General features: G+C 53.3%; 19 protein-coding genes and 1 tRNA gene. 5 read left to right on the plus strand and 15 right to left on the minus strand.

The window, feature by feature from the left end; all coding sequences use genetic code 11:
* Window positions 1-83 precede the first annotated feature (83 nt).
* The 3 genes from L0M99_RS05775 to upp all read right to left on the minus strand — a co-directional run bounded on the left by L0M99_RS05775 (window position 84) and on the right by upp (window position 1,701).
* Window positions 84-401 (minus strand): transposase, encoded by a 318-nt coding sequence (locus tag L0M99_RS05775; protein WP_238128061.1) that lies wholly within the window; start codon window positions 399-401, stop codon window positions 84-86.
* Between the two features lie 227 nt (window positions 402-628).
* Window positions 629-713: transfer RNA gene (locus L0M99_RS05780), tRNA-Ser, on the minus strand.
* Between the two features lie 346 nt (window positions 714-1,059).
* Complete coding sequence (gene upp, locus L0M99_RS05785; RefSeq protein ID WP_024059674.1) at window positions 1,060-1,701, minus strand: uracil phosphoribosyltransferase; 642 nt, start codon at window positions 1,699-1,701, stop codon at window positions 1,060-1,062.
* 136 nt (window positions 1,702-1,837) lie between these two features.
* Here upp and ppk2 point away from each other — a divergent pair, with 136 nt between their 5' ends.
* Together ppk2 and L0M99_RS05795 are read left to right on the plus strand one after the other, a co-directional pair.
* A complete protein-coding gene (gene ppk2 / locus L0M99_RS05790; protein ID WP_024059675.1) occupies window positions 1,838-2,749 on the plus strand; it encodes a polyphosphate kinase 2 in 912 nt (303 codons plus the stop codon).
* Between the two features lie 58 nt (window positions 2,750-2,807).
* Window positions 2,808-2,966: a hypothetical protein gene (locus L0M99_RS05795; protein WP_024059676.1), complete on the plus strand. Its 159-nt coding sequence runs from the start codon at window positions 2,808-2,810 to the stop codon at window positions 2,964-2,966.
* 44 nt (window positions 2,967-3,010) lie between these two features.
* On the opposite strand, the gene L0M99_RS09920 is transcribed toward L0M99_RS05795, so the two are convergent.
* Genes L0M99_RS09920 through L0M99_RS05805 form a run of 4 tightly spaced genes read right to left on the minus strand, consistent with a single transcriptional unit; the run spans window position 3,011 to window position 5,219 of the window.
* On the minus strand, window positions 3,011-3,343 hold the full coding sequence (locus tag L0M99_RS09920) for a hypothetical protein (protein ID WP_024059677.1): 333 nt from the start codon (window positions 3,341-3,343) through the stop codon (window positions 3,011-3,013).
* Between the two features lie 18 nt (window positions 3,344-3,361).
* On the minus strand, window positions 3,362-3,673 hold the full coding sequence (locus L0M99_RS09925) for a sugar phosphate isomerase/epimerase family protein (RefSeq protein WP_024059678.1): 312 nt from the start codon (window positions 3,671-3,673) through the stop codon (window positions 3,362-3,364).
* Window positions 3,622-4,008 carry a sugar phosphate isomerase/epimerase family protein gene (locus tag L0M99_RS09930; protein WP_024059679.1) on the minus strand — a complete coding sequence of 129 codons (387 nt, stop codon included), beginning with the start codon at window positions 4,006-4,008 and terminating at the stop codon, window positions 3,622-3,624. Before L0M99_RS09930 ends, L0M99_RS09925 begins: the two co-directional genes overlap by 52 nt.
* Before the next feature lie 26 nt (window positions 4,009-4,034).
* The gene (locus L0M99_RS05805) at window positions 4,035-5,219 is read right to left on the minus strand and encodes a Gfo/Idh/MocA family protein (RefSeq protein WP_238128062.1); all 1,185 of its coding nucleotides are present in this window, start codon (window positions 5,217-5,219) and stop codon (window positions 4,035-4,037) included.
* Between the two features lie 244 nt (window positions 5,220-5,463).
* Between L0M99_RS05805 and L0M99_RS05810 the strand changes: the two genes are divergently transcribed.
* Window positions 5,464-6,474 (plus strand): LacI family DNA-binding transcriptional regulator, encoded by a 1,011-nt coding sequence (locus tag L0M99_RS05810; RefSeq protein ID WP_024059681.1) that lies wholly within the window; start codon window positions 5,464-5,466, stop codon window positions 6,472-6,474.
* Window positions 6,475-6,572: 98 nt separating this feature from the next.
* Here L0M99_RS05810 and L0M99_RS05815 read toward each other — a convergent pair whose 3' ends face one another.
* From L0M99_RS05815 to L0M99_RS05845, 7 genes are all read right to left on the minus strand, one after another.
* Window positions 6,573-6,833, minus strand: a complete 261-nt coding sequence (locus tag L0M99_RS05815; protein WP_024059682.1) for a hypothetical protein — start codon at window positions 6,831-6,833, stop codon at window positions 6,573-6,575.
* Window positions 6,830-7,096, minus strand: a complete 267-nt coding sequence (locus L0M99_RS05820) for a hypothetical protein (protein WP_238128063.1) — start codon at window positions 7,094-7,096, stop codon at window positions 6,830-6,832. The genes L0M99_RS05815 and L0M99_RS05820 overlap by 4 nt, the downstream gene beginning before the upstream one ends.
* 246 nt (window positions 7,097-7,342) lie before the next feature.
* Window positions 7,343-9,004, minus strand: coding sequence for an MFS transporter (locus tag L0M99_RS05825; RefSeq protein ID WP_024059684.1), 1,662 nt, complete (start codon window positions 9,002-9,004; stop codon window positions 7,343-7,345).
* Window positions 9,005-9,035: 31 nt separating this feature from the next.
* Entirely contained in the window at window positions 9,036-10,046 is a 1,011-nt protein-coding gene (locus L0M99_RS05830; protein WP_024059685.1) for a Gfo/Idh/MocA family protein, read from the minus strand.
* 132 nt (window positions 10,047-10,178) lie between these two features.
* Window positions 10,179-11,114 carry a sugar phosphate isomerase/epimerase family protein gene (locus L0M99_RS05835; protein ID WP_024059686.1) on the minus strand — a complete coding sequence of 312 codons (936 nt, stop codon included), beginning with the start codon at window positions 11,112-11,114 and terminating at the stop codon, window positions 10,179-10,181.
* Between the two features lie 396 nt (window positions 11,115-11,510).
* Entirely contained in the window at window positions 11,511-11,942 is a 432-nt protein-coding gene (locus tag L0M99_RS05840; RefSeq protein ID WP_238128064.1) for a DUF2304 domain-containing protein, read from the minus strand.
* 9 nt (window positions 11,943-11,951) lie between these two features.
* On the minus strand, window positions 11,952-12,626 hold the full coding sequence (locus tag L0M99_RS05845; protein WP_238128065.1) for a glycosyltransferase family 2 protein: 675 nt from the start codon (window positions 12,624-12,626) through the stop codon (window positions 11,952-11,954).
* Window positions 12,627-12,807: 181 nt separating this feature from the next.
* On the opposite strand from L0M99_RS05845, the gene L0M99_RS05850 reads away from it, so the two are divergent.
* Both L0M99_RS05850 and L0M99_RS05855 read left to right on the plus strand, forming a co-directional pair.
* Window positions 12,808-13,914, plus strand: a complete 1,107-nt coding sequence (locus L0M99_RS05850) for a DegT/DnrJ/EryC1/StrS family aminotransferase (RefSeq protein WP_024059689.1) — start codon at window positions 12,808-12,810, stop codon at window positions 13,912-13,914.
* 3 nt (window positions 13,915-13,917) lie between these two features.
* Complete coding sequence (locus L0M99_RS05855) at window positions 13,918-14,883, plus strand: Gfo/Idh/MocA family protein (RefSeq protein ID WP_024059690.1); 966 nt, start codon at window positions 13,918-13,920, stop codon at window positions 14,881-14,883.
* 84 nt (window positions 14,884-14,967) lie between these two features.
* Here the strand turns inward: L0M99_RS05855 and L0M99_RS05860 are convergent, their stop codons facing one another.
* On the minus strand, window positions 14,968-16,071 hold the full coding sequence (locus L0M99_RS05860; protein WP_024059691.1) for an acyltransferase family protein: 1,104 nt from the start codon (window positions 16,069-16,071) through the stop codon (window positions 14,968-14,970).
* Window positions 16,072-16,581 lie beyond the last annotated feature (510 nt).

A 16,581-nucleotide genomic window follows, 5' to 3' on the forward strand; every position in this document is an offset into this window, starting at 1 on the left:
CCCTCCTTCCAAGCTAGCCCTCAGTGTCCGGCAAATCGGCTCGACCCCGAAACGATCCTTATATGCGTCAATATAGGCGATCATCATCGGGCCGGTCGGTCGAGCTCCGCTGCGAAAAAAGCCGAAGCCGTCTTTAAAATCTCATTCGCCCGCCGCAGCTCAGCAACCTCACGCTTAAGCCGTTTGACCTCCTCGTGTTCTTCACGCGTCATCCCCTGCCGCTCACCCGTGTTCACAAGATGCTGCTCATACCAACGCCGCAAAGACTCATTCGCAACCCCCAGCTTCGGGGCGATCTCATTAACCGCCCTCCACTGCGAACACGAACCATCAGCAGCCAACCGATCACAAAGCAACCGCACCGCACGATCCTTAAAATCCTGAGAATACCTCTTAGACATATCCCTAATCCTCTCAAAAACGAGTAGGAACAAAACCCAGTACGCTTCACACCGGGGAAATCATCGCCGAACACACCATCAACCCCAACAAAACCTACCAACCAAAAAACGGACAAATGTCCTGAAACACCCCAAACCCAAAACGGACAAATGACCCGAAACACCCACCCCAAAAACCCAAAAAATCCCGCGACATATGCGGACACATGTCACGGGACATCACATTGCGGTAGCGGTGGGATTTGAACCCACGGTGGGTTGCCCCACACAGCATTTCGAGTGCTGCACCTTCGGCCGCTCGGACACGCTACCAGGTACTGTATTCAGTTGTTGGTGCGGTTACTCGCGGCCGAAGGCACCGAAGGTACCTGAGGCGAAAAGCGAGAAAACGCCACCTATTCATTGGTTGCGGAATCTCGCGAAGCGCGAGGAACCGCTACCAGCATCTGAGTTAACAGACCTTCAAAAGTTTAGCGGATTTGTCCGCCAGAACTAAACTTTGGGCGCGAAATGTGATCACTCCCGCGGCTAGACGCTTCGCGTTGCCGCCGCGACAAAACAATCACCGCCGCGTAACCTCGCCAAGCCTCGCCAAGCCTCGCTACACAGCGTCACCAGCACGCTGCCACGCAACCGCGCTCGACGACCATACGCGCTACTACTGATCTACGATCCCGTATAAACGATCGCCAGCATCGCCCAGACCCGGGCGAATATAAGCCTGCGGGGTAAGCCCTTCATCCAGAGCCGCCACTACCACGGTAACGTCCGCTCGCTGGCCGATATGCTCTTCTACGTGCTTAACCCCTTCTGGCGCCGCCACCAAGCAGATGCAGGTAACATCCCGCGCGCCTCGCTCCAGAGCGTAATCTATGGCCGCTACCAAGGTGCCGCCGGTAGCCAGCATGGGATCAACCAGGAACACTTGCCGATCAGTTAAATCCTGGGGCAGACGATTCGCATAGGTTTCGATCGCCAAAGTTTCTTCGTCCCGCTTCATCCCCAGGAAACCGACCTCTGCCGTGGGTAGCAAGGCAGTCATGCCAGAGAGCATCCCCAGTCCGGCTCGTAGAATCGGAATCACGATTGGACGGGGAGTCGAGATTACCTCGCCTTCCATGGGTTGAATCGGAGTTTCGATCTGCTTGGGAGTTACCCGCACATGCCGAGTTGCCTCATAGGCAAGCAGGGTAACTAGTTCATCAACCAGTTGCCGAAACACCGAAGAGGGGGTGTCTTTATCTCGCAGAATGGTCAGTTTATGTTTCACCAGCGGATGGTCAATGACTTTAAATTCCATACTTTAAAACTAGCTTGTTTTCACTTCGCCTGCCTACTCTTTACCACTCCTGCCCTAAAAATATTCTTCCCGTTTTACCTCCACACAGCGCTCCCCTGCTCTACGCTAAGAATTACCGCCAAGCCAGGAGATATCGATGAATCAAAGCGAACATGGGATTAGTGAAGCTGACGAAATCAAGGTACAGAAAATCCCTAATAAAGTTTATGAGGCCGAGCTCTACCGTTTACAGGGAGAACTCGGAAAGCTACAAACGTGGGTGAAAGCTACCGGCGCCCGGATCGTAGTTATTTTTGAAGGACGCGATGCGGCCGGTAAAGGCGGCACTATTAAACGGATGACCGAATATCTCTCCCCGCGGGTGGCTCGGATCGTGGCGCTACCTAAACCGACGGAGCGGCAAGAAACCCAATGGTATTTCCAGCGTTATATCGAGCATCTGCCCGCAGCCGGCGAAATCGTCCTCTTCGATCGTTCTTGGTATAACCGGGCGGGGGTGGAAAAAGTGATGGGATTTGCCCGCCCTGACCAGGTGCAACTGTTCATGCGCCAATGCCCCATCTTCGAACAAATGCTAGTCGAAGACGGGATCTACCTGCGTAAATATTGGTTCAGCGTGTCAGATAAAGTACAGTACAAGCGTTTCAAATCTCGACTCGGTGATCCTTTACGCCAGTGGAAACTCTCCCCCATGGATTTAGAATCCATCACTCGCTGGGAAGACTACTCGCGTGCTAAAGACGACATGATGGTACATACAGATACTTCGGTGGCTCCCTGGCATCACGTGCTTTCTGATTCCAAAAAGCAGGCGCGACTAAATATGATCCACCATTTCCTAGAATCTATCCCCTATACGGAGATTCAAAGCGATGCGGAGCCGATCAAGCTACCTCCGCGCCCTAACTCCAGTGGATACGTGCGCCCCTCGGTGGCGGTTTCGAAGTATGTTCCAGATTTTGCGGGCGAAGTTGCCAAACAACACAAGAAAAAGAAGCTTGAGGGAACTGAGGAAGATTTAAAGCAGTACCGCGATAACGAGAATTGATTTCCAACCACTGGGCGTTTGGGTCACCTCTATCCACCCCGGGCGAGTCGATACCGATATGCAACACGTTTTGCAAGAGGACGCTGGCTACTATGATCCCGCCGATCATATGACGGTGGAATCTATCGCCAGAGCGGTTCGTTTCGCTATTGATTCTCCCGAAAATGCGATGGTGGAAATGGTATCGATTCGCCCGGTGCGGCAGGTGCGGCGCTAGGCCGCTGCCACCCCAGACGGACGCGGCACTAGACCGGTTTCTTCCTAGGCGCTCTGCGCGGCGATCAGGTTTTCTGCCCCGAGGCGGATGCCTTCTAACTGATCGTAGGCGGCATCCTCGTGCTCGATGTTGATGTTCATTTCCGGATCGATCTTGGCGATCGCCGCTAGGAACTCACTCCACCAGGGCACGTCGTGACCTTCACCGATGGCAACGAAGCGCCAGGCGGGATCAGAGGGCCAGGAGGAGCAGTAGTGATCCATCCCTACGGGGGTGCGCGCGGATTCGTCCTCGGGAACCGGCTCGAAGGAAGGATCTAGTACCCCGCGAGTGGCTACCCCGGGCTCGATCTTGGTGTCTTTGGCGTGCACGTGCACGATCTTGTCACCGAGCAGTTAAATCGACTTCATAATGTCCATCCCCTGCCACATCAGGTGGGAGGGATCCATATTTACCCCAATGTTCTTGAAGCCTCCGACCCGTTCGTCGAACTCTAGGAACTGGGTGGGGGTGAACACGGTGTTGGTGGGATGCAGTTCCCAAGCCAGTTTCACGCCTGCATCTTGGGCGCGCTGGTCCATTTCTTTCCAGAATTTTTCTAGCACCGAGTACTGGTATTCCAGGACTTCTAGCTGTTCACCGTTCCAAGGGTTAACTACCCATGCCGGATATTTGGCGTCCGGGTCGGTGCCGGGCAGCCCGGACATACATACGATTTCCCCGACCCGAGTTTTCCGGCCAGTTCGATGGCGCGTTTGAGGTCATAGGTGTGGCGCGGCCCCACATCGGGCAGCGGGTCCAGTACGTTACCGGAGGTGTTCAGGCCGGCGAGCCGCATTCCTTTTTCTTCGAAAATCCCCAGGTAATCTTCGCGGGCGGTTTTTGAACCGATCAGCAAATCAACCGGGCAGTGCGGGGAGGGAATGAAGCCCCCCACATTTACTTCCGCGCCGGTCAGCCCGAAGGATTTCAAATGATCGAGCGCCTCAGGCAGAGTGAAGTTGTGTAGACAAGCGGTGTAAGCACCTAGATTCATAGCCATGGTTTTTCTCCTTTTCGTTATTTTGGTTATTTGATTTCCATTTCGGCGCCACCGTTGGCTGCGCATTTAGCAATAGTGTCGAGGATTCGCATGGAGCGGTATCCGTAGGCAAAGTCCGGGGTGGGAGGCAATCCGTCTTTAACCCCGGCTACCTGCTCTAAGAAAGCATGTGCCTGGTAAACGAACTGCTGGATTTGCGTAACACTCACTCCCCCGAAGTCCATAGAAGATCCGCCCTTGAAGTAAGGGAAGTCAGGGTTGACGAGGACGCGGCGCGGCCCGCCCAATCCGGCAGGAGCGGTTTGGTCATCAACCATGATTTCGCCGGCGCGCGCCATATCGAAGGACACCATTCCTTTGGTGCCATTAACGGTGATTTGCATGGAGTTCGGAGATCCGAACGCTACCCGGGAAACCGAGAAAGTCCCAATAATGCCATTTTCAAATTTTAGGGTACAGGTGGCAACGTCATCGTTTTCTACGATTTCGGTCGCTTCTGCCTGCGAGGAGGCTCCGCGTCCTCCTGCAACTCCTTCTAGAGCCGGGGGACGCTTCTTAATCACGGTAGAAAGCTGGGCACCAGCGACCGCCTTCAGAGGGCCACAAATAAATTCGGAGGTATCAACTAGAAGGCTGCCCACATCTCCGAGAGCGCCCGAGCCCATCGGCCCCTTATAGCGCCATGCGATCGGAGTGTTCGGGTCACAGCCATAGTCACACCAGTAACGCGCGTCAAAATGGGTAATTTCCCCCAGCTGGCCGCTTTGCACCATTTCTGCGATTTTTGCCAGACCGGGATTGCGGCGATAGCAGTAGCCCAGACCGGTTACTACTTTGTCGGTTGCCCCAAACTCTGCCATCGCCTTGGCGTCCTCTAGGTTATCGGTCAAAGGCTTTTCGCACAGGACATGTTTGCCGGCTTTCACCAGCGCCTCGGCCATTTCGCGGTGCAACTTGTTGCCCACCACAATGGAAACGATGTCGATATCGGGGTCATCTACAATGTCTTTCCAGTTATCAGTAGCTTTTTCATACCCGTAGTCACGGGCGGCAGCCTCCGCGAAAGGAAGATAGGCGTCCGCGATAGTAGCTAGACGCAGCCGAGGTAGCTCTGACGCGAATACGGTATTGGCTCGCCGCCAACCATCTGCGTGGGTCCGCCCGGCCATACCCGCACCGATCACCGCCACCGATAGAGTTTCTTTAGTCATTTTTTCTCCTCTTTGAGTTCCGTTAGTACCGAGAACGCTTGGACAGCCGCCCCAACGAACCGGCATTAACACGTGTTAACTGCTGTCCATAGTAAAGGACTTTTTTCTACAAATCAAGAGCTATTTTCCAATATTTTCTAAAATCTTTTTTAATCCCGCTCCCGTTGATTCTGAGAGGAATGATTCCTAACTATGTCCCCAAGTCAACCGAATTTTTCACACGCGTTACTTATATACTTAAGGCATGAGTTTTCGCCCCACGCAAGCAGATGTAGCCCGCAAGGCGGGAGTGTCACGCGGGTTAGTTTCCCTGGCGTTATCTGATTCCCCGCGGGTTAATGCGGAAACTAAAGCCAACATTCTGCGCGTTGCCTCTGATATGGGATACGTGCGCAATCAAAATGCCGCGTTTTTATCGACCTCCGGAACCGATCTCCTCGGGGTAATCCTGCCCGACCTGCAAAACCCTTTTTTCGAAGAGGTCGAGGACGCGCTGCGGCTTTCAGCAGAAGAAAACAAACTTTTGTCTTTGGTTTCTACTGCGCGCCAGGATCCGGAAAAAGAATGGAACCTGATAAACCGCTACCAGGAAATGCAGACTATCGGGGTCATCCTCATCTCCCCGGCCTCCTCCCAAGAGCGCCTGGCGCACCTATCGGAAACCTTCCCCCTGGCGGTGCTGGGGTTAAAGTACGTGGCAGGAAAAATAGACTCTATCCATATGGACGAGGAAGCAGCAGCCAGGCTAGCGATCGCTCATCTAGCCGAGTGCGGATACGACCGTATCTTTTCCCTATCCAGTCCGGAAAGCGTTGATCAAGCAGTAGCTACCCGCCGCAAAGTGCAGCGAGCTGCTTTTGAATCTTTACGAAAAAAGCACAAAAGTTTCCCGGGTTTTCAAGCTCTGGTACCAGATCTGGAACCGGGGGAACAGATTCGCCAATGCCTAGAAGGATCGGTGGCCAAGCGGCCAGCGTTTATTGCGCACAACAATCTGATCGCGATTGAAGCTTGTACCGCGCTGCGCGCCCTCGGAATGGAACCAGGTAAAGACTGTGGGTTAATTACCTATGACGACACCTATTTGGGACAGTTAGAAGAGTTTTCGATTACTTCGATCGACCAACATGCGGATCAGTTGGGTGAACAGGCCGTTACCGCCTTGGCTAAGCGCTACGCCGCCTCGGGGGGGCCCGGACAAGAAATCGCGATTCGTCCCTCGCTGCTGCAGCGCGCCACCACCTGCAAAAAGTAGCGCTAAAAGACCGCGAAAGGCAGCGGACACAAAGCCCCGAGCTCCCCCTCTCTCAGGATGAAATATTAGATCCTAAGTCTTAGTTTTATCTACCGTGGCTACAAAGCATCAATAAGGTCGCGTACCAGATGGCTGGGGGTAGTCCCGAGTTCCTTGGCTATAGTAGTAATCTTGGTTCGACGTGCTTCGTCTAGGCGGATCGTAAAAGGTTGAGCATTTTTCCCGACGCTAACCGGCCGACCAGGCATCGCGGGGGTAAGGTGTTTGCCGCTGTATTCGGCTTCACTTTCCTGCGCCTTAGCCCACTGCTCGACTTGTTCGTCACTGTAGCTTGTTCCGTTTGCGGCCGTCCATTTCATCGCTCTAGCCCTACCTCTCTTAACGTCTTTTTACTCGCTTTCATGGCATGGAAAATATGCCAGGTTTCATCGTTATTTTCGATGGCAATATATTCGATTAGCTTCCCGTCCGCGATGCCAACCCCTACCCATTGGACGGGATCAGTATCACGGGGAATGCATCTTAGGGTGGTATTCCACGCTTCCCTCACCATTGCCGGGCTCATATCTGGGTGGCGTGCTTGGATTCTAGGATTTACATATATTTCCACTTCAATTCCCACTCGGGTTTATTTTTAGATAATAATTATATATTTGTAGTACATAATTACACAAGGGTTCGAGCTAATCCCTTACCCGGATTATAGAGAAAGCGCCCCAGCTGAGCGCATCGAACCTGCCCCCCTCCGAGAAACTCGCGTGCGCCCTCGTAAATTTGGAAATAAAGCCAGATAATAAAAACCCTGGCCTGCCAGCGAACTAACGAATAGTTTGCTGACAGGCCAGGGCGATAGCTGGGTATATAGCTATTACTTGGAGTACTTAGCCTCCAGGTTCTGTTCCACCTCTTCCAAGGTGTAGATCTTGGTTTCCGGAACGAACTTAATGTAGAAGCACAACGCAATCACGTTGATGATTCCGAAGACCAGGTAGGTGCCAGAGCCACCCAGGTTCTCGATCATCCAGGGGAAAGTTCCCGCAACAATCGCGTTGAAAATCCAGAGGGCGCAAACCGAGATTCCCTGCGAGACCCCGCGGATCTTCGCCGGGAAGATTTCAGACAGCAGCACCCAGTGAATAGTTCCCGACTGTTTGATGAACAGGAATACCGACACCAAAATCAGCACCAACCACGGCAAGAAGTTGGGAATATCGCTGGCCACGTTGCCGTGGGCATCCATATGGGGCTCAATACCCCAGTAGAACACTCCGGCCAGTACCAAGAGGGAAATCGCGACCCCGGTTTCCTGGTAGATACCTACCGTACGGCGGTAGAGTTTTGCAATCAGCAAGAAGCCAACTGCGGACCCAACTGCAGAGAAAGTACCGGTGACCACGTTGAGCATAATGCCCTGGCCAGTATCAAAACCGGCGGCCGTTAGAATCTTGGGCATGTACCACATAGCGGTGTTAATCCCGGTGGTCTGATCGAAGATTCCCAGGAATACCCCGATGATTAGCACTTTACGGGTCCAGGGGGTACTCCAAATCCGGGAGAAGTTCCACTGTTCTTCTTCCTCTTCTTTACGGTGCAGTTCGATCATTTCGTTGGTTTCGAACTCTACTTCTTCATCGGTGTCACGCACGCGTTTCAAAGCACCAATGGCTTCATAGTAACGCTGGTTAGCGGCATACCAACGCGGAGATTCCGGCATGACCCGCATACCTACCCAGAGGCACACGGCGGGAATAGTAGCGATTACCAGCATCCAACGCCAGGCGTTACCGTTACCGCCAGAGAGCACCATCGTCTCGCGTACGGTATCCGAAAGGCCAGACAGACAGTCCCAAGTGTAAGTGCCACCGGCCTGCACGGCCTTACCGGCATCCGGGGCACCTTTAGGACAAACAGCGCCTGCGCTAATAGCTTTCACGGTTGCTTCAGGTGCGTTATGCGCCTGCGAGAGGGCGGCGTTACAAATATAGGCAACTAGCTGCCCAAACACGATCATGAACTGGTCTACTGCTACCAGCGGACCGCGGATTCGTTTCGGAGCAGTTTCCGCCAGATAGAGCGGAACCGAGGAGGACGCGCCGCCTACTGCCCAACCGAGAATGAAGCGGAAGGGGTAAATCACCCACACGTTGGGGCTGAAGGTACAACCCAGGGTGCCAACCAGGAAGATGACCGCCAAAATCATGATGTTGGTACGTCGTCCTAGCCGGTCGGTGAGCCAGCCGCCAATCAAGGCGCCGAAGGCTGCCCCGATGGCGAGCATGGCGTTGACCCAACCCTCGTGCAGGGCATCTAGCCCCAGGCCTCCGGCAACATTGTCCATATACATATAGGGCAAAGCGCCGGCGATTACTCCGGTGTCATACCCAAATAGCAGCGACCCGAAAGTGGCGGTAGCAGCCAAAATTACGGTGCCGCGATGTGGCCCGGACATGGGGGTATTGGCCACCATCTCTTTAACTTTTTCGGGAGAGGGCGGGGTTGCCAGCTTCTCCTTATAAGCATCATTGCTCATATTATTTTTTCTCCTTTAAGAGCGATCCAGGTTATTTGTAGAACTCGGGCTGTTCAATTAATTCCACGGAGACCAGTTTGGACTCACGTGATTCTAAGGATTCCAGGGCGGCATCCACCACGCAGGTGGCCGCGTATCCGTCCCAAGAGCTGGAGCCGGTGTGGCGATCCTCGCTGGCGGCGTTAATCCACTGCTGCACCTCGCGGTTGAAGGCATCGTGGAAACGGTCGATATGGGACTGGCAGATGGCGTTGGCGCGTTCCTGGCTAGAGCGCACATACACTTTTTCTTGATCCCCCAGGTAAGCGGTGCCCTGTTCCATTACCGCTTCGCACTGAATGTCGTAGCCGTAGCCAATGTTGACATTTACTTCGTCATCGATGCGGATCCCGGATTCGGTGTACATGACCACTACGATCGGGTCGGTCAGCTGCTCAAACTTGTAGCTGGTGGAGCGGGGAATATCTACCCGCACGTTCACGATTTCTTCACCGGTTAGCCAGCGGCAAGTATCGATTTCGTGAATGGCGGTGTCATCAATCGCCATGGAAGACAGGTAGTTTTCCGGAACAGTGGGGTTACGGTGACGGCAGTGCACCATGGTGGTTTCACCCAGCTCTTTGGAGTCCATCTTGGCTTTCAAAATGCCATAAGACTGGTCAAAGCGACGCATAAACCCAACGGTTACCAGTTTCTTCCCGGCTTTTTGTTCGGCCTCCATAATTTCGCGACAGTCTTCTGCCGTGGTTGCCAGCGGCTTTTCGCAAAGCACGTATTTTCCAGCCTCAATCGCCCGGATTACATCGGGCTTGTGTACCCGACCGAAGGTGGCGATCAAGACGGCATCTACGTTCGGATCCGCGATTAGTTCTTCGCCGGAGCCGTAGGCTTTGCCGCCAACTTTGTCCGCTACTTCTTTCGCGGCATCTAGGTTTAGATCGGCGACCGCTACAATTTTGCCGCCGGTCAGTTCGTTTTCGATCCGTTCCACGTGAGCACGTCCCATGCCCCCCGCACCGATCAAGCCAATATTTAATGTCATTTTTCTCCCCTATGAGTGATTTGCCTGGTGGCCTCAGTGCGACCAGGCGCGACTTCACAGCCGCTGAATGGAGACGCCGGCGGGAGCGGAATAATCACTCCGCTCCCGCGGCATCAGGTAAGTGGTGGATAGTTACTTCAGACCCAGTCCGCAGCTGGCCAGGTATTCCCGCATGTTGATAGCGTTCTGCTTCGGGAATGAGGGCTCGCACGGGTAGCAGTCCTGCTCGCAAATACAGTAGATTTCGCGATCTAGTTCCGCGAGTGCGTCCACGAACTCATGCATTTCCGGCAGTCCCTTTGGAGGACATACCGATGCTCCCTTAGCCACGGCCTCGCCGAAGGGCCAGTCCTTTTCGTGTGCCTCTTTGGTGATGGCTTCATCGAAAGCCTTGATGTGTACGTAGGTGATCCGCTCCGGGTATTTCTTGATCAGTTCTACCGGGTCGCCGCCGCCGTAAACTACGTGACCGGAATCCAGGCAGAGGTTTACGTACCTGGGGTCGGTGGCGTCAAAAATACGCGCGATTTCCTCTGGAGTTTCGATATGGGAATCTCCGTGGGGGTGCAGTACCATCTTCAAGCCGTATTCATCCAGCAGCATTTGCCCGAGGGCGTTGGCGTGCTCCACATAGAGCTTCCAGGCATCATCGGACAGGACGCGATCATCTGTCCATTCCCAAGTCTTGTCATCACGGTAGAGCGGAGGAAGATGCACGATGTATTCGGCGCCGACTGCCGCATGAGTCTCGGCGATGGCGCGGAAGGTCTTCAAAGTTTCCGGCCAGGCTTCGGCCTTGTGGAGAATCCCCCAGCCAGTACCGGCGACTACCTTCATCCCGAATTCATCGCACCATTTTTGTAGTTCTTTAGGATCGGTGGGGAAATAGCCGAACGGCCCGGTTTCGATAATTTCGAAGCCGGCTTCTGCCATTTCTTCCCAAGCTTGCCGGGGATCCATTTGCTTTTCGTCCTCGGGGAACCATACGCCCCACTGGTCGGGGCAAACCCCGATGGACAATTTGGAATATTTGGGATCGTTGGTATTTATTGCTTTACTCTGCGCCATCGCAGTGTCCTTTCCTCCGCCTTACCAGCTGCTCCGCCGGCGTATTGGCTGCAGGATCGCCGATAGTGCTACCGGTTTCCCGCTATCTACTCATTTACCGAAAACCTTACCGAATCGGTTCGGTATTGCCACGATAGCCGACATGATCGTTTCGGTCAAGAGGTTTCGGAAAATTGTTACAACAATTATTTAAGCAGGTGAACTGACATTAGGGCGCCTTTGTAAGCTTGCGTAGGTTGCGAGGGGTGGATTGGGGCCGTTGGTGGCTCGCCGGTTTAGGGGTGGGAAATGGGGGCGGGAGGGGTTAAATAGAAGCGGGCGGACGGAATCAATATTTTTGTGGATCCCTACCGGAGCGGTAGACCAGATTTACCCATTTAGCTTTGTTCATTGGCGTTAGCTGTGTTCGCTTGGCTGCTGAGGTGCGCCATCACCGCTGACGTTGGAAATGGATTCAGTGGGATTACCACTTACAGCGGAGGGAACTCGTTTCTCGTCCTCCCCGAGGACAGTATGGGTGATTGCTACTTCCCGGGCGAGTTTTGTAAGGCGCCGCTCCGCGGCATTACGCTGCTTGGCCTGCATCAACATATTGTAAAGAACCACTATTACCAGTCCATACAAGAGGAGGTCGGCGCCGCGTCCAACCCCTACAAAACGTGCGACCGTGGTGGTAATCCCGGGAAAAATCACCACTACTACTGCGGCAACCGCAAAAGCTAATATCCCCAGGCGCCGCCAGGCGGTCTGTTTTGCTCCCAAGTTGGCCTTAAACATATAGAGGGAAAGAAGCAACACCAAAACAATCAGCAGGATTTTTATTAGCATCATTCACCCCTATTTGATCAGCAATTCGGTGAGGATATTTATGGAGTTAAGCAGAGATTGTCCCTTGGCTTTGGAGTAATCGGTATAACGGATAAACACACTATGCTCTGTCCAGGGCAGTCCCGTCCGCGCCAGTTGCGCCACTATCTCCGAGGCGTGCGCCATCCGATTTTGCAGCAGGTTTACTTGCTCGAAGGCATCCCGGCGGAGTACCCGCAACCCGTTATGAGCATCGGTGAGTTGCAATCCGGTGCGGCGGGCAGTCACCCGCGCCGCAGTTTTTAGCACCAAACGTTTCGACCAACCCACCTGGGTTTGGGAAGATAAAAATCGCGACCCGAAAACTATCGCCAAGTTTTCTTTTTCGGCTTGCTCCACCATCGCCAGGCCGTCCTCTACCCGGTGTTGCCCGTCGGCGTCGAAAGTCAGCAGGTATTTCGCCCGGGTGAATCCCCGCACGTATTCGATCCCAGTTTGCAGCCCTGCGCCTTGCCCCAGATTCACGGGGTGGCGGATAACGGTAGCACCGGCAGCCGCCGCGACCGCAGCTGATTTATCCCGGGAACCATCATCTATGCAGACCACATGGGGAAAGGTGGGGAGCAGATCTTTAACTACTTGCCCGATCACCTGGTCTTCGTTATATACGGGAATGATGACCCAGGTGTCATCTCTAGCTGCCATAGTCTGCTATTACCTTTTCCGTGCCAATTGCTTTCTTTTCCTAGAATAACAAGCAATCAGCACTTTTCTTATAGGCGCCGGGTACTCTCGCACTTATAATGGTGATGAAACAGGGAAGCTGACTGAAGATCATCAGACTTGAAGGGCTATCCCGCACCAGACCCAGGAGGTTACTTAACTAATGACTGCAGAGTTTATTCCCGCCGCAAAACCCATTATTGGCGATAAAGAACGCACCGCGGTAGATGCGGTTCTAAAATCCGGCATGGTGGCACAAGGCCCGCGGGTTGCAGAATTCGAAGAAAAGTTCACTGCTCAGATGGCTAGCGGCGATGGTCAGCAGTCAGTAATGGTTAACTCGGGTACTTCCGCTTTGCATGTGGGGCAGCTGGCTGCCGGGATTAAACCTGGTGACGAAGTAATCGTTCCCTCCTTTACTTTTGCGGCCACCGGAAACTCGGTAGCGATTATCGGCGCTACCCCGGTTTTTGCCGATATCGAGGACGACTACTTCTGTCTGGATCCCGAATCGATTGAAGCCTCCATTACCCCGAAAACCCGCGCTATCTTGCCGGTTCACCTTTACGGACACCCGGCGAATATGACCGCTATTATGGATATTGCTAAGCGTCACAACCTCCTAGTTTTCGAGGATGCCTGCCAGGCACATGGCGCTACCTGGAACGGACAGCAGGTTGGCACCTTCGGGGCTTTCGGGGCTTTCAGCTTCTACCCCACCAAGAATATGACCGCCGGAGAGGGCGGGGCGATCACCACCGGGGACGAGGAACTCGCACGTGAAGCCCGGATGATTCGTAACCAGGGTATGGAAAAGCGCTACGCTAACGAACTAGTGGGTCTGAACAACCGGATGACCGATATCAATGCCGCCATTGGCCTGGCGCAGCTGTCTCAGGTTTCCGATTGGATGGAAAAGCGCCGCGCCAACGCGAAGTTCCTAAACGAAAATCTGCAGGGAGTTAAGGTTCCGCCGGTGGCTCCAGAGGCTGAGCACGTTTACCACCAGTACACTATCCGGGTTAGCGAAGACCGTGATGGTTTTGCCGCTGCTCTGAAAGATGAGTACCAGGTTGGTTCCGGCGTGTACTACCCGATTCCTAACCACCGCCTACCCTCCCTCGCCCCCTACGCCAAAGGTCTGGAACTGCCCCACACCGAAAAGGCCGCAAAAGAATGCCTATCCCTACCGGTGCACCCCTCCCTCTCGCAAGGCGATTTGGAGCGGATCGTGGAAGCAGTCAACAAACTAGCCAAGGCGGGTGCATAAAACATGGCGAACCTGCGTTACGGAATTATCGGTATCGGCTCGATGGGCCGGCACCACGTACGTAATATCCGCGAACTGCCCGGAGTTGACCTGGTAGCGATGGCTGACCCGGCTGGCGATAAGTTTGGGGTTTCCAAGGGGATGGAAGTCCTCCCCGATATAGACGCCCTGATTGCGCAAGGGCTGGACGCTTGCGTAGTAGCAGTCCCGACCGTTTTCCACGAGGAAACCGCGTTGAAACTGGCCGAAGCCGGGGTACATACCCTGGTAGAAAAGCCGCTGTCTACCGATGCGGAATCCGGAGAACGGATTGTGAAAGCGTTCACAGAGGCCTCTTTAGTCGGAGCCGTCGGGTACGTGGAACGCTGCAACCCCGCCCTCCTGGAAATGAAGAAACGGATCTCTGCGGGACAATTGGGTGAGGTTTACCAGATTTCTACCCGCCGCCAGTCTCCGTTCCCGGCTCGGATTTCGGACGTGGGGGTAGTCAAAGACTTAGCTACCCACGATGTTGATTTAACTGCTTGGGTAGCCGGATCAAACTATGCGTCAGTTTCGGCGGTAACCGCTTACCGATCAGGCCGCGAAAATGAGGACATGGTCAATGTGGTCGGCAAACTGGAAAACGGAGTGCTGGTAAACAACCTGGTGAACTGGCTGTGCCCCTTCAAAGATCGCAAGACCATTGTGATTGGAGAAAAGGGTGCCCTGGTGGCCGATACTATGATGGGTGACCTCACCTTCTATCGGAACGGATCAATTCCGGTGGAGTGGACCCAGGTCGCTAACTTCCGAGGAGTTTCCGAGGGCGAAGTGACCCGCTACGAGATCCCCAAGCGCGAACCACTGCGAGTAGAGCACGAACACTTCCGGGACGCGATTTTAGGCAAAGGCAGTGAGCATGTCTCTATGTCCGAGGCGCTGCAAGCCCTGAAGGTAGTGGAAGAAATTCTGGAGTCGGCAAAATAGCACCGGCTCTTCCACCTGGCAGCTCCAATCCCCATGAGCTAAGGCGGTTCCAGTGACTAGGGTCGACACCTGATTACAAATTCCTTAGCTCATTCTAGGAGGGAATTTTTTATCGCCCCATCTGCGCATTCTTTTCTCTATAGGTTTTTCGATTGCAAGGTGCAGTAATCCTGCAGCCAGTAGAGAAAGAAGAAATACCCCAATCCAAAGTGGAATAGTGTACACACCCCAGGGCACCACCCCGGTGAGGCTGCGCACTCCGTAAAGAACTGTAGCGTGTACCAGGTAGAAAGCATAAGACCACTCACCTCCAGTAACCAATAGGCACCTTCGAAATGGTGAGCGTTTTTTATCCAAGTCAGCGGTTGCGCAAATCCCAATTGCTAAGGTGTACAAACTGGCTAGAATCACCGGGGTAAAAATGCGTAGGCTGGTGAAAAGGATTCCGGTGGCTTGCCCAAAATGCGAGTTAAGAATCCAATAGTAGGCAACTACGAATCCTAGTAACCCGTAGACTGTCCAGGCAGGAAATCGTATTCGGGTACCTTTTCGCATAAGATGCGCCAAAGCCATCCCAAGGAAAAACTCCCAGAGCCTTTCAAGGGGTGGCGGCAGGATTACTCCTTTGCAACGAAGTAGACAAAATGTTATTCCTACCAACAGTGCTACTCCCAGCATTAAAACAGAGTGCTTCTTATGCATACCCGCGCGAGGACTGACTAGCGGATGTAAAAAATAGAAAAACATTTCACAGGACAGTGTCCAAGCAGCTGGGTTTCCGGAAAATAGAATCACCGGGTTGGTGAAGAAACCCTGGAGAAGAACCACGGATAGCAAAAGAATCGGAACTGAAAATTCTTTTACCCAGGGACTATTGGGATCGGGGTGAAAGGAATAAAAGATGACGACGCATGGCAATAAAGCACAGATGTGAGCCGGCCATATCCGGGCAAAGCGACGCCACCAGAACTGTCTCACACCAGTGGCGGGTGTTTGTGACCAAGTTAAAACGAATCCTGAGAGCACAAAGAAAAATGAAACTCCTGTGTATCCAACGTTAAAAAAATTTTGATGTCGAAGCGGGGCTAGATTCGCCATATGATAGGCAAATACCCCGAAAGCAGCCCACCAGCGCAAACCCGTTAATGAGTCCAGGCGAGGACGTTTTTTCACCGCCGAAGATACCATTGCTTTTCCTTTCGGAATCCGTGAGATTTGCGAGCCTGCTTGTTTTGATCTCTCCCGTTATATCAAAAACGAGAACGGAGGCTCAGCACCCGCGGCTCTATTCATCAAAAAATGCGAGAAGAACATAGTTTTCTAATAACTCATTTTCCTAGAAATATCCGCAAGCAATAGGAAGGGAATTCCAGATTTTGATTGATGGTCGTCTAAATTTGAGGTGTACACCAGGTATGAAACAACGTAGGAGGATTAGTTGCGCAGATTTTGGGGTCTTAACCCAAAAACGCTGATGAGGAAAGTAGGTTTGTCTGTCGAATCCCTGCTTTGTATTGCGATTACACCCTTAATCTCGCATCCGGGAAAATAACGTATTTACATTTGAAAGATTCCCGATATTCTCCCCCGCCCTGGAGCGTTTGGAAATAAACTGTACCGCTATTACTAAGACCGCAAATAACGACACCCCCAGATCGCGGTACACAAAAAATGAATGAATGGCAGAGTGGTTGAGTA

This window comes from Varibaculum cambriense, assembly GCF_022133705.1.
GTDB lineage: Bacteria > Actinomycetota > Actinomycetes > Actinomycetales > Actinomycetaceae > Varibaculum > Varibaculum cambriense_A.

Bases quoted from the DNA above. Each gene is read 5' to 3' on its own strand.
- L0M99_RS05845 (WP_238128065.1), bottom strand. From the start codon at position 12,626: ATGGCAGCTAGAGATGACACCTGGGTCATCATTCCCGTATATAACGAA.
- upp (WP_024059674.1), bottom strand. From the start codon at position 1,701: ATGGAATTTAAAGTCATTGACCATCCGCTGGTGAAACATAAACTGACC.
- L0M99_RS09930 (WP_024059679.1), bottom strand. From the start codon at position 4,008: ATGGCTATGAATCTAGGTGCTTACACCGCTTGTCTACACAACTTCACT.
- L0M99_RS05835 (WP_024059686.1), bottom strand. From the start codon at position 11,114: ATGGCGCAGAGTAAAGCAATAAATACCAACGATCCCAAATATTCCAAA.
- L0M99_RS05850 (WP_024059689.1), top strand. From the start codon at position 12,808: ATGACTGCAGAGTTTATTCCCGCCGCAAAACCCATTATTGGCGATAAA.
- L0M99_RS05860 (WP_024059691.1), bottom strand. From the start codon at position 16,071: ATGGTATCTTCGGCGGTGAAAAAACGTCCTCGCCTGGACTCATTAACG.
- L0M99_RS05840 (WP_238128064.1), bottom strand. From the start codon at position 11,942: ATGCTAATAAAAATCCTGCTGATTGTTTTGGTGTTGCTTCTTTCCCTC.
- L0M99_RS05815 (WP_024059682.1), bottom strand. From the start codon at position 6,833: ATGAAATGGACGGCCGCAAACGGAACAAGCTACAGTGACGAACAAGTC.
- L0M99_RS05825 (WP_024059684.1), bottom strand. From the start codon at position 9,004: ATGAGCAATGATGCTTATAAGGAGAAGCTGGCAACCCCGCCCTCTCCC.
- L0M99_RS05775 (WP_238128061.1), bottom strand. From the start codon at position 401: ATGTCTAAGAGGTATTCTCAGGATTTTAAGGATCGTGCGGTGCGGTTG.
- ppk2 (WP_024059675.1), top strand. From the start codon at position 1,838: ATGAATCAAAGCGAACATGGGATTAGTGAAGCTGACGAAATCAAGGTA.
- L0M99_RS05855 (WP_024059690.1), top strand. From the start codon at position 13,918: ATGGCGAACCTGCGTTACGGAATTATCGGTATCGGCTCGATGGGCCGG.
- L0M99_RS05795 (WP_024059676.1), top strand. From the start codon at position 2,808: ATGCAACACGTTTTGCAAGAGGACGCTGGCTACTATGATCCCGCCGAT.
- L0M99_RS05810 (WP_024059681.1), top strand. From the start codon at position 5,464: ATGAGTTTTCGCCCCACGCAAGCAGATGTAGCCCGCAAGGCGGGAGTG.
- L0M99_RS05830 (WP_024059685.1), bottom strand. From the start codon at position 10,046: ATGACATTAAATATTGGCTTGATCGGTGCGGGGGGCATGGGACGTGCT.
- L0M99_RS05805 (WP_238128062.1), bottom strand. From the start codon at position 5,219: ATGACTAAAGAAACTCTATCGGTGGCGGTGATCGGTGCGGGTATGGCC.
- L0M99_RS09925 (WP_024059678.1), bottom strand. From the start codon at position 3,673: ATGTCCGGGCTGCCCGGCACCGACCCGGACGCCAAATATCCGGCATGG.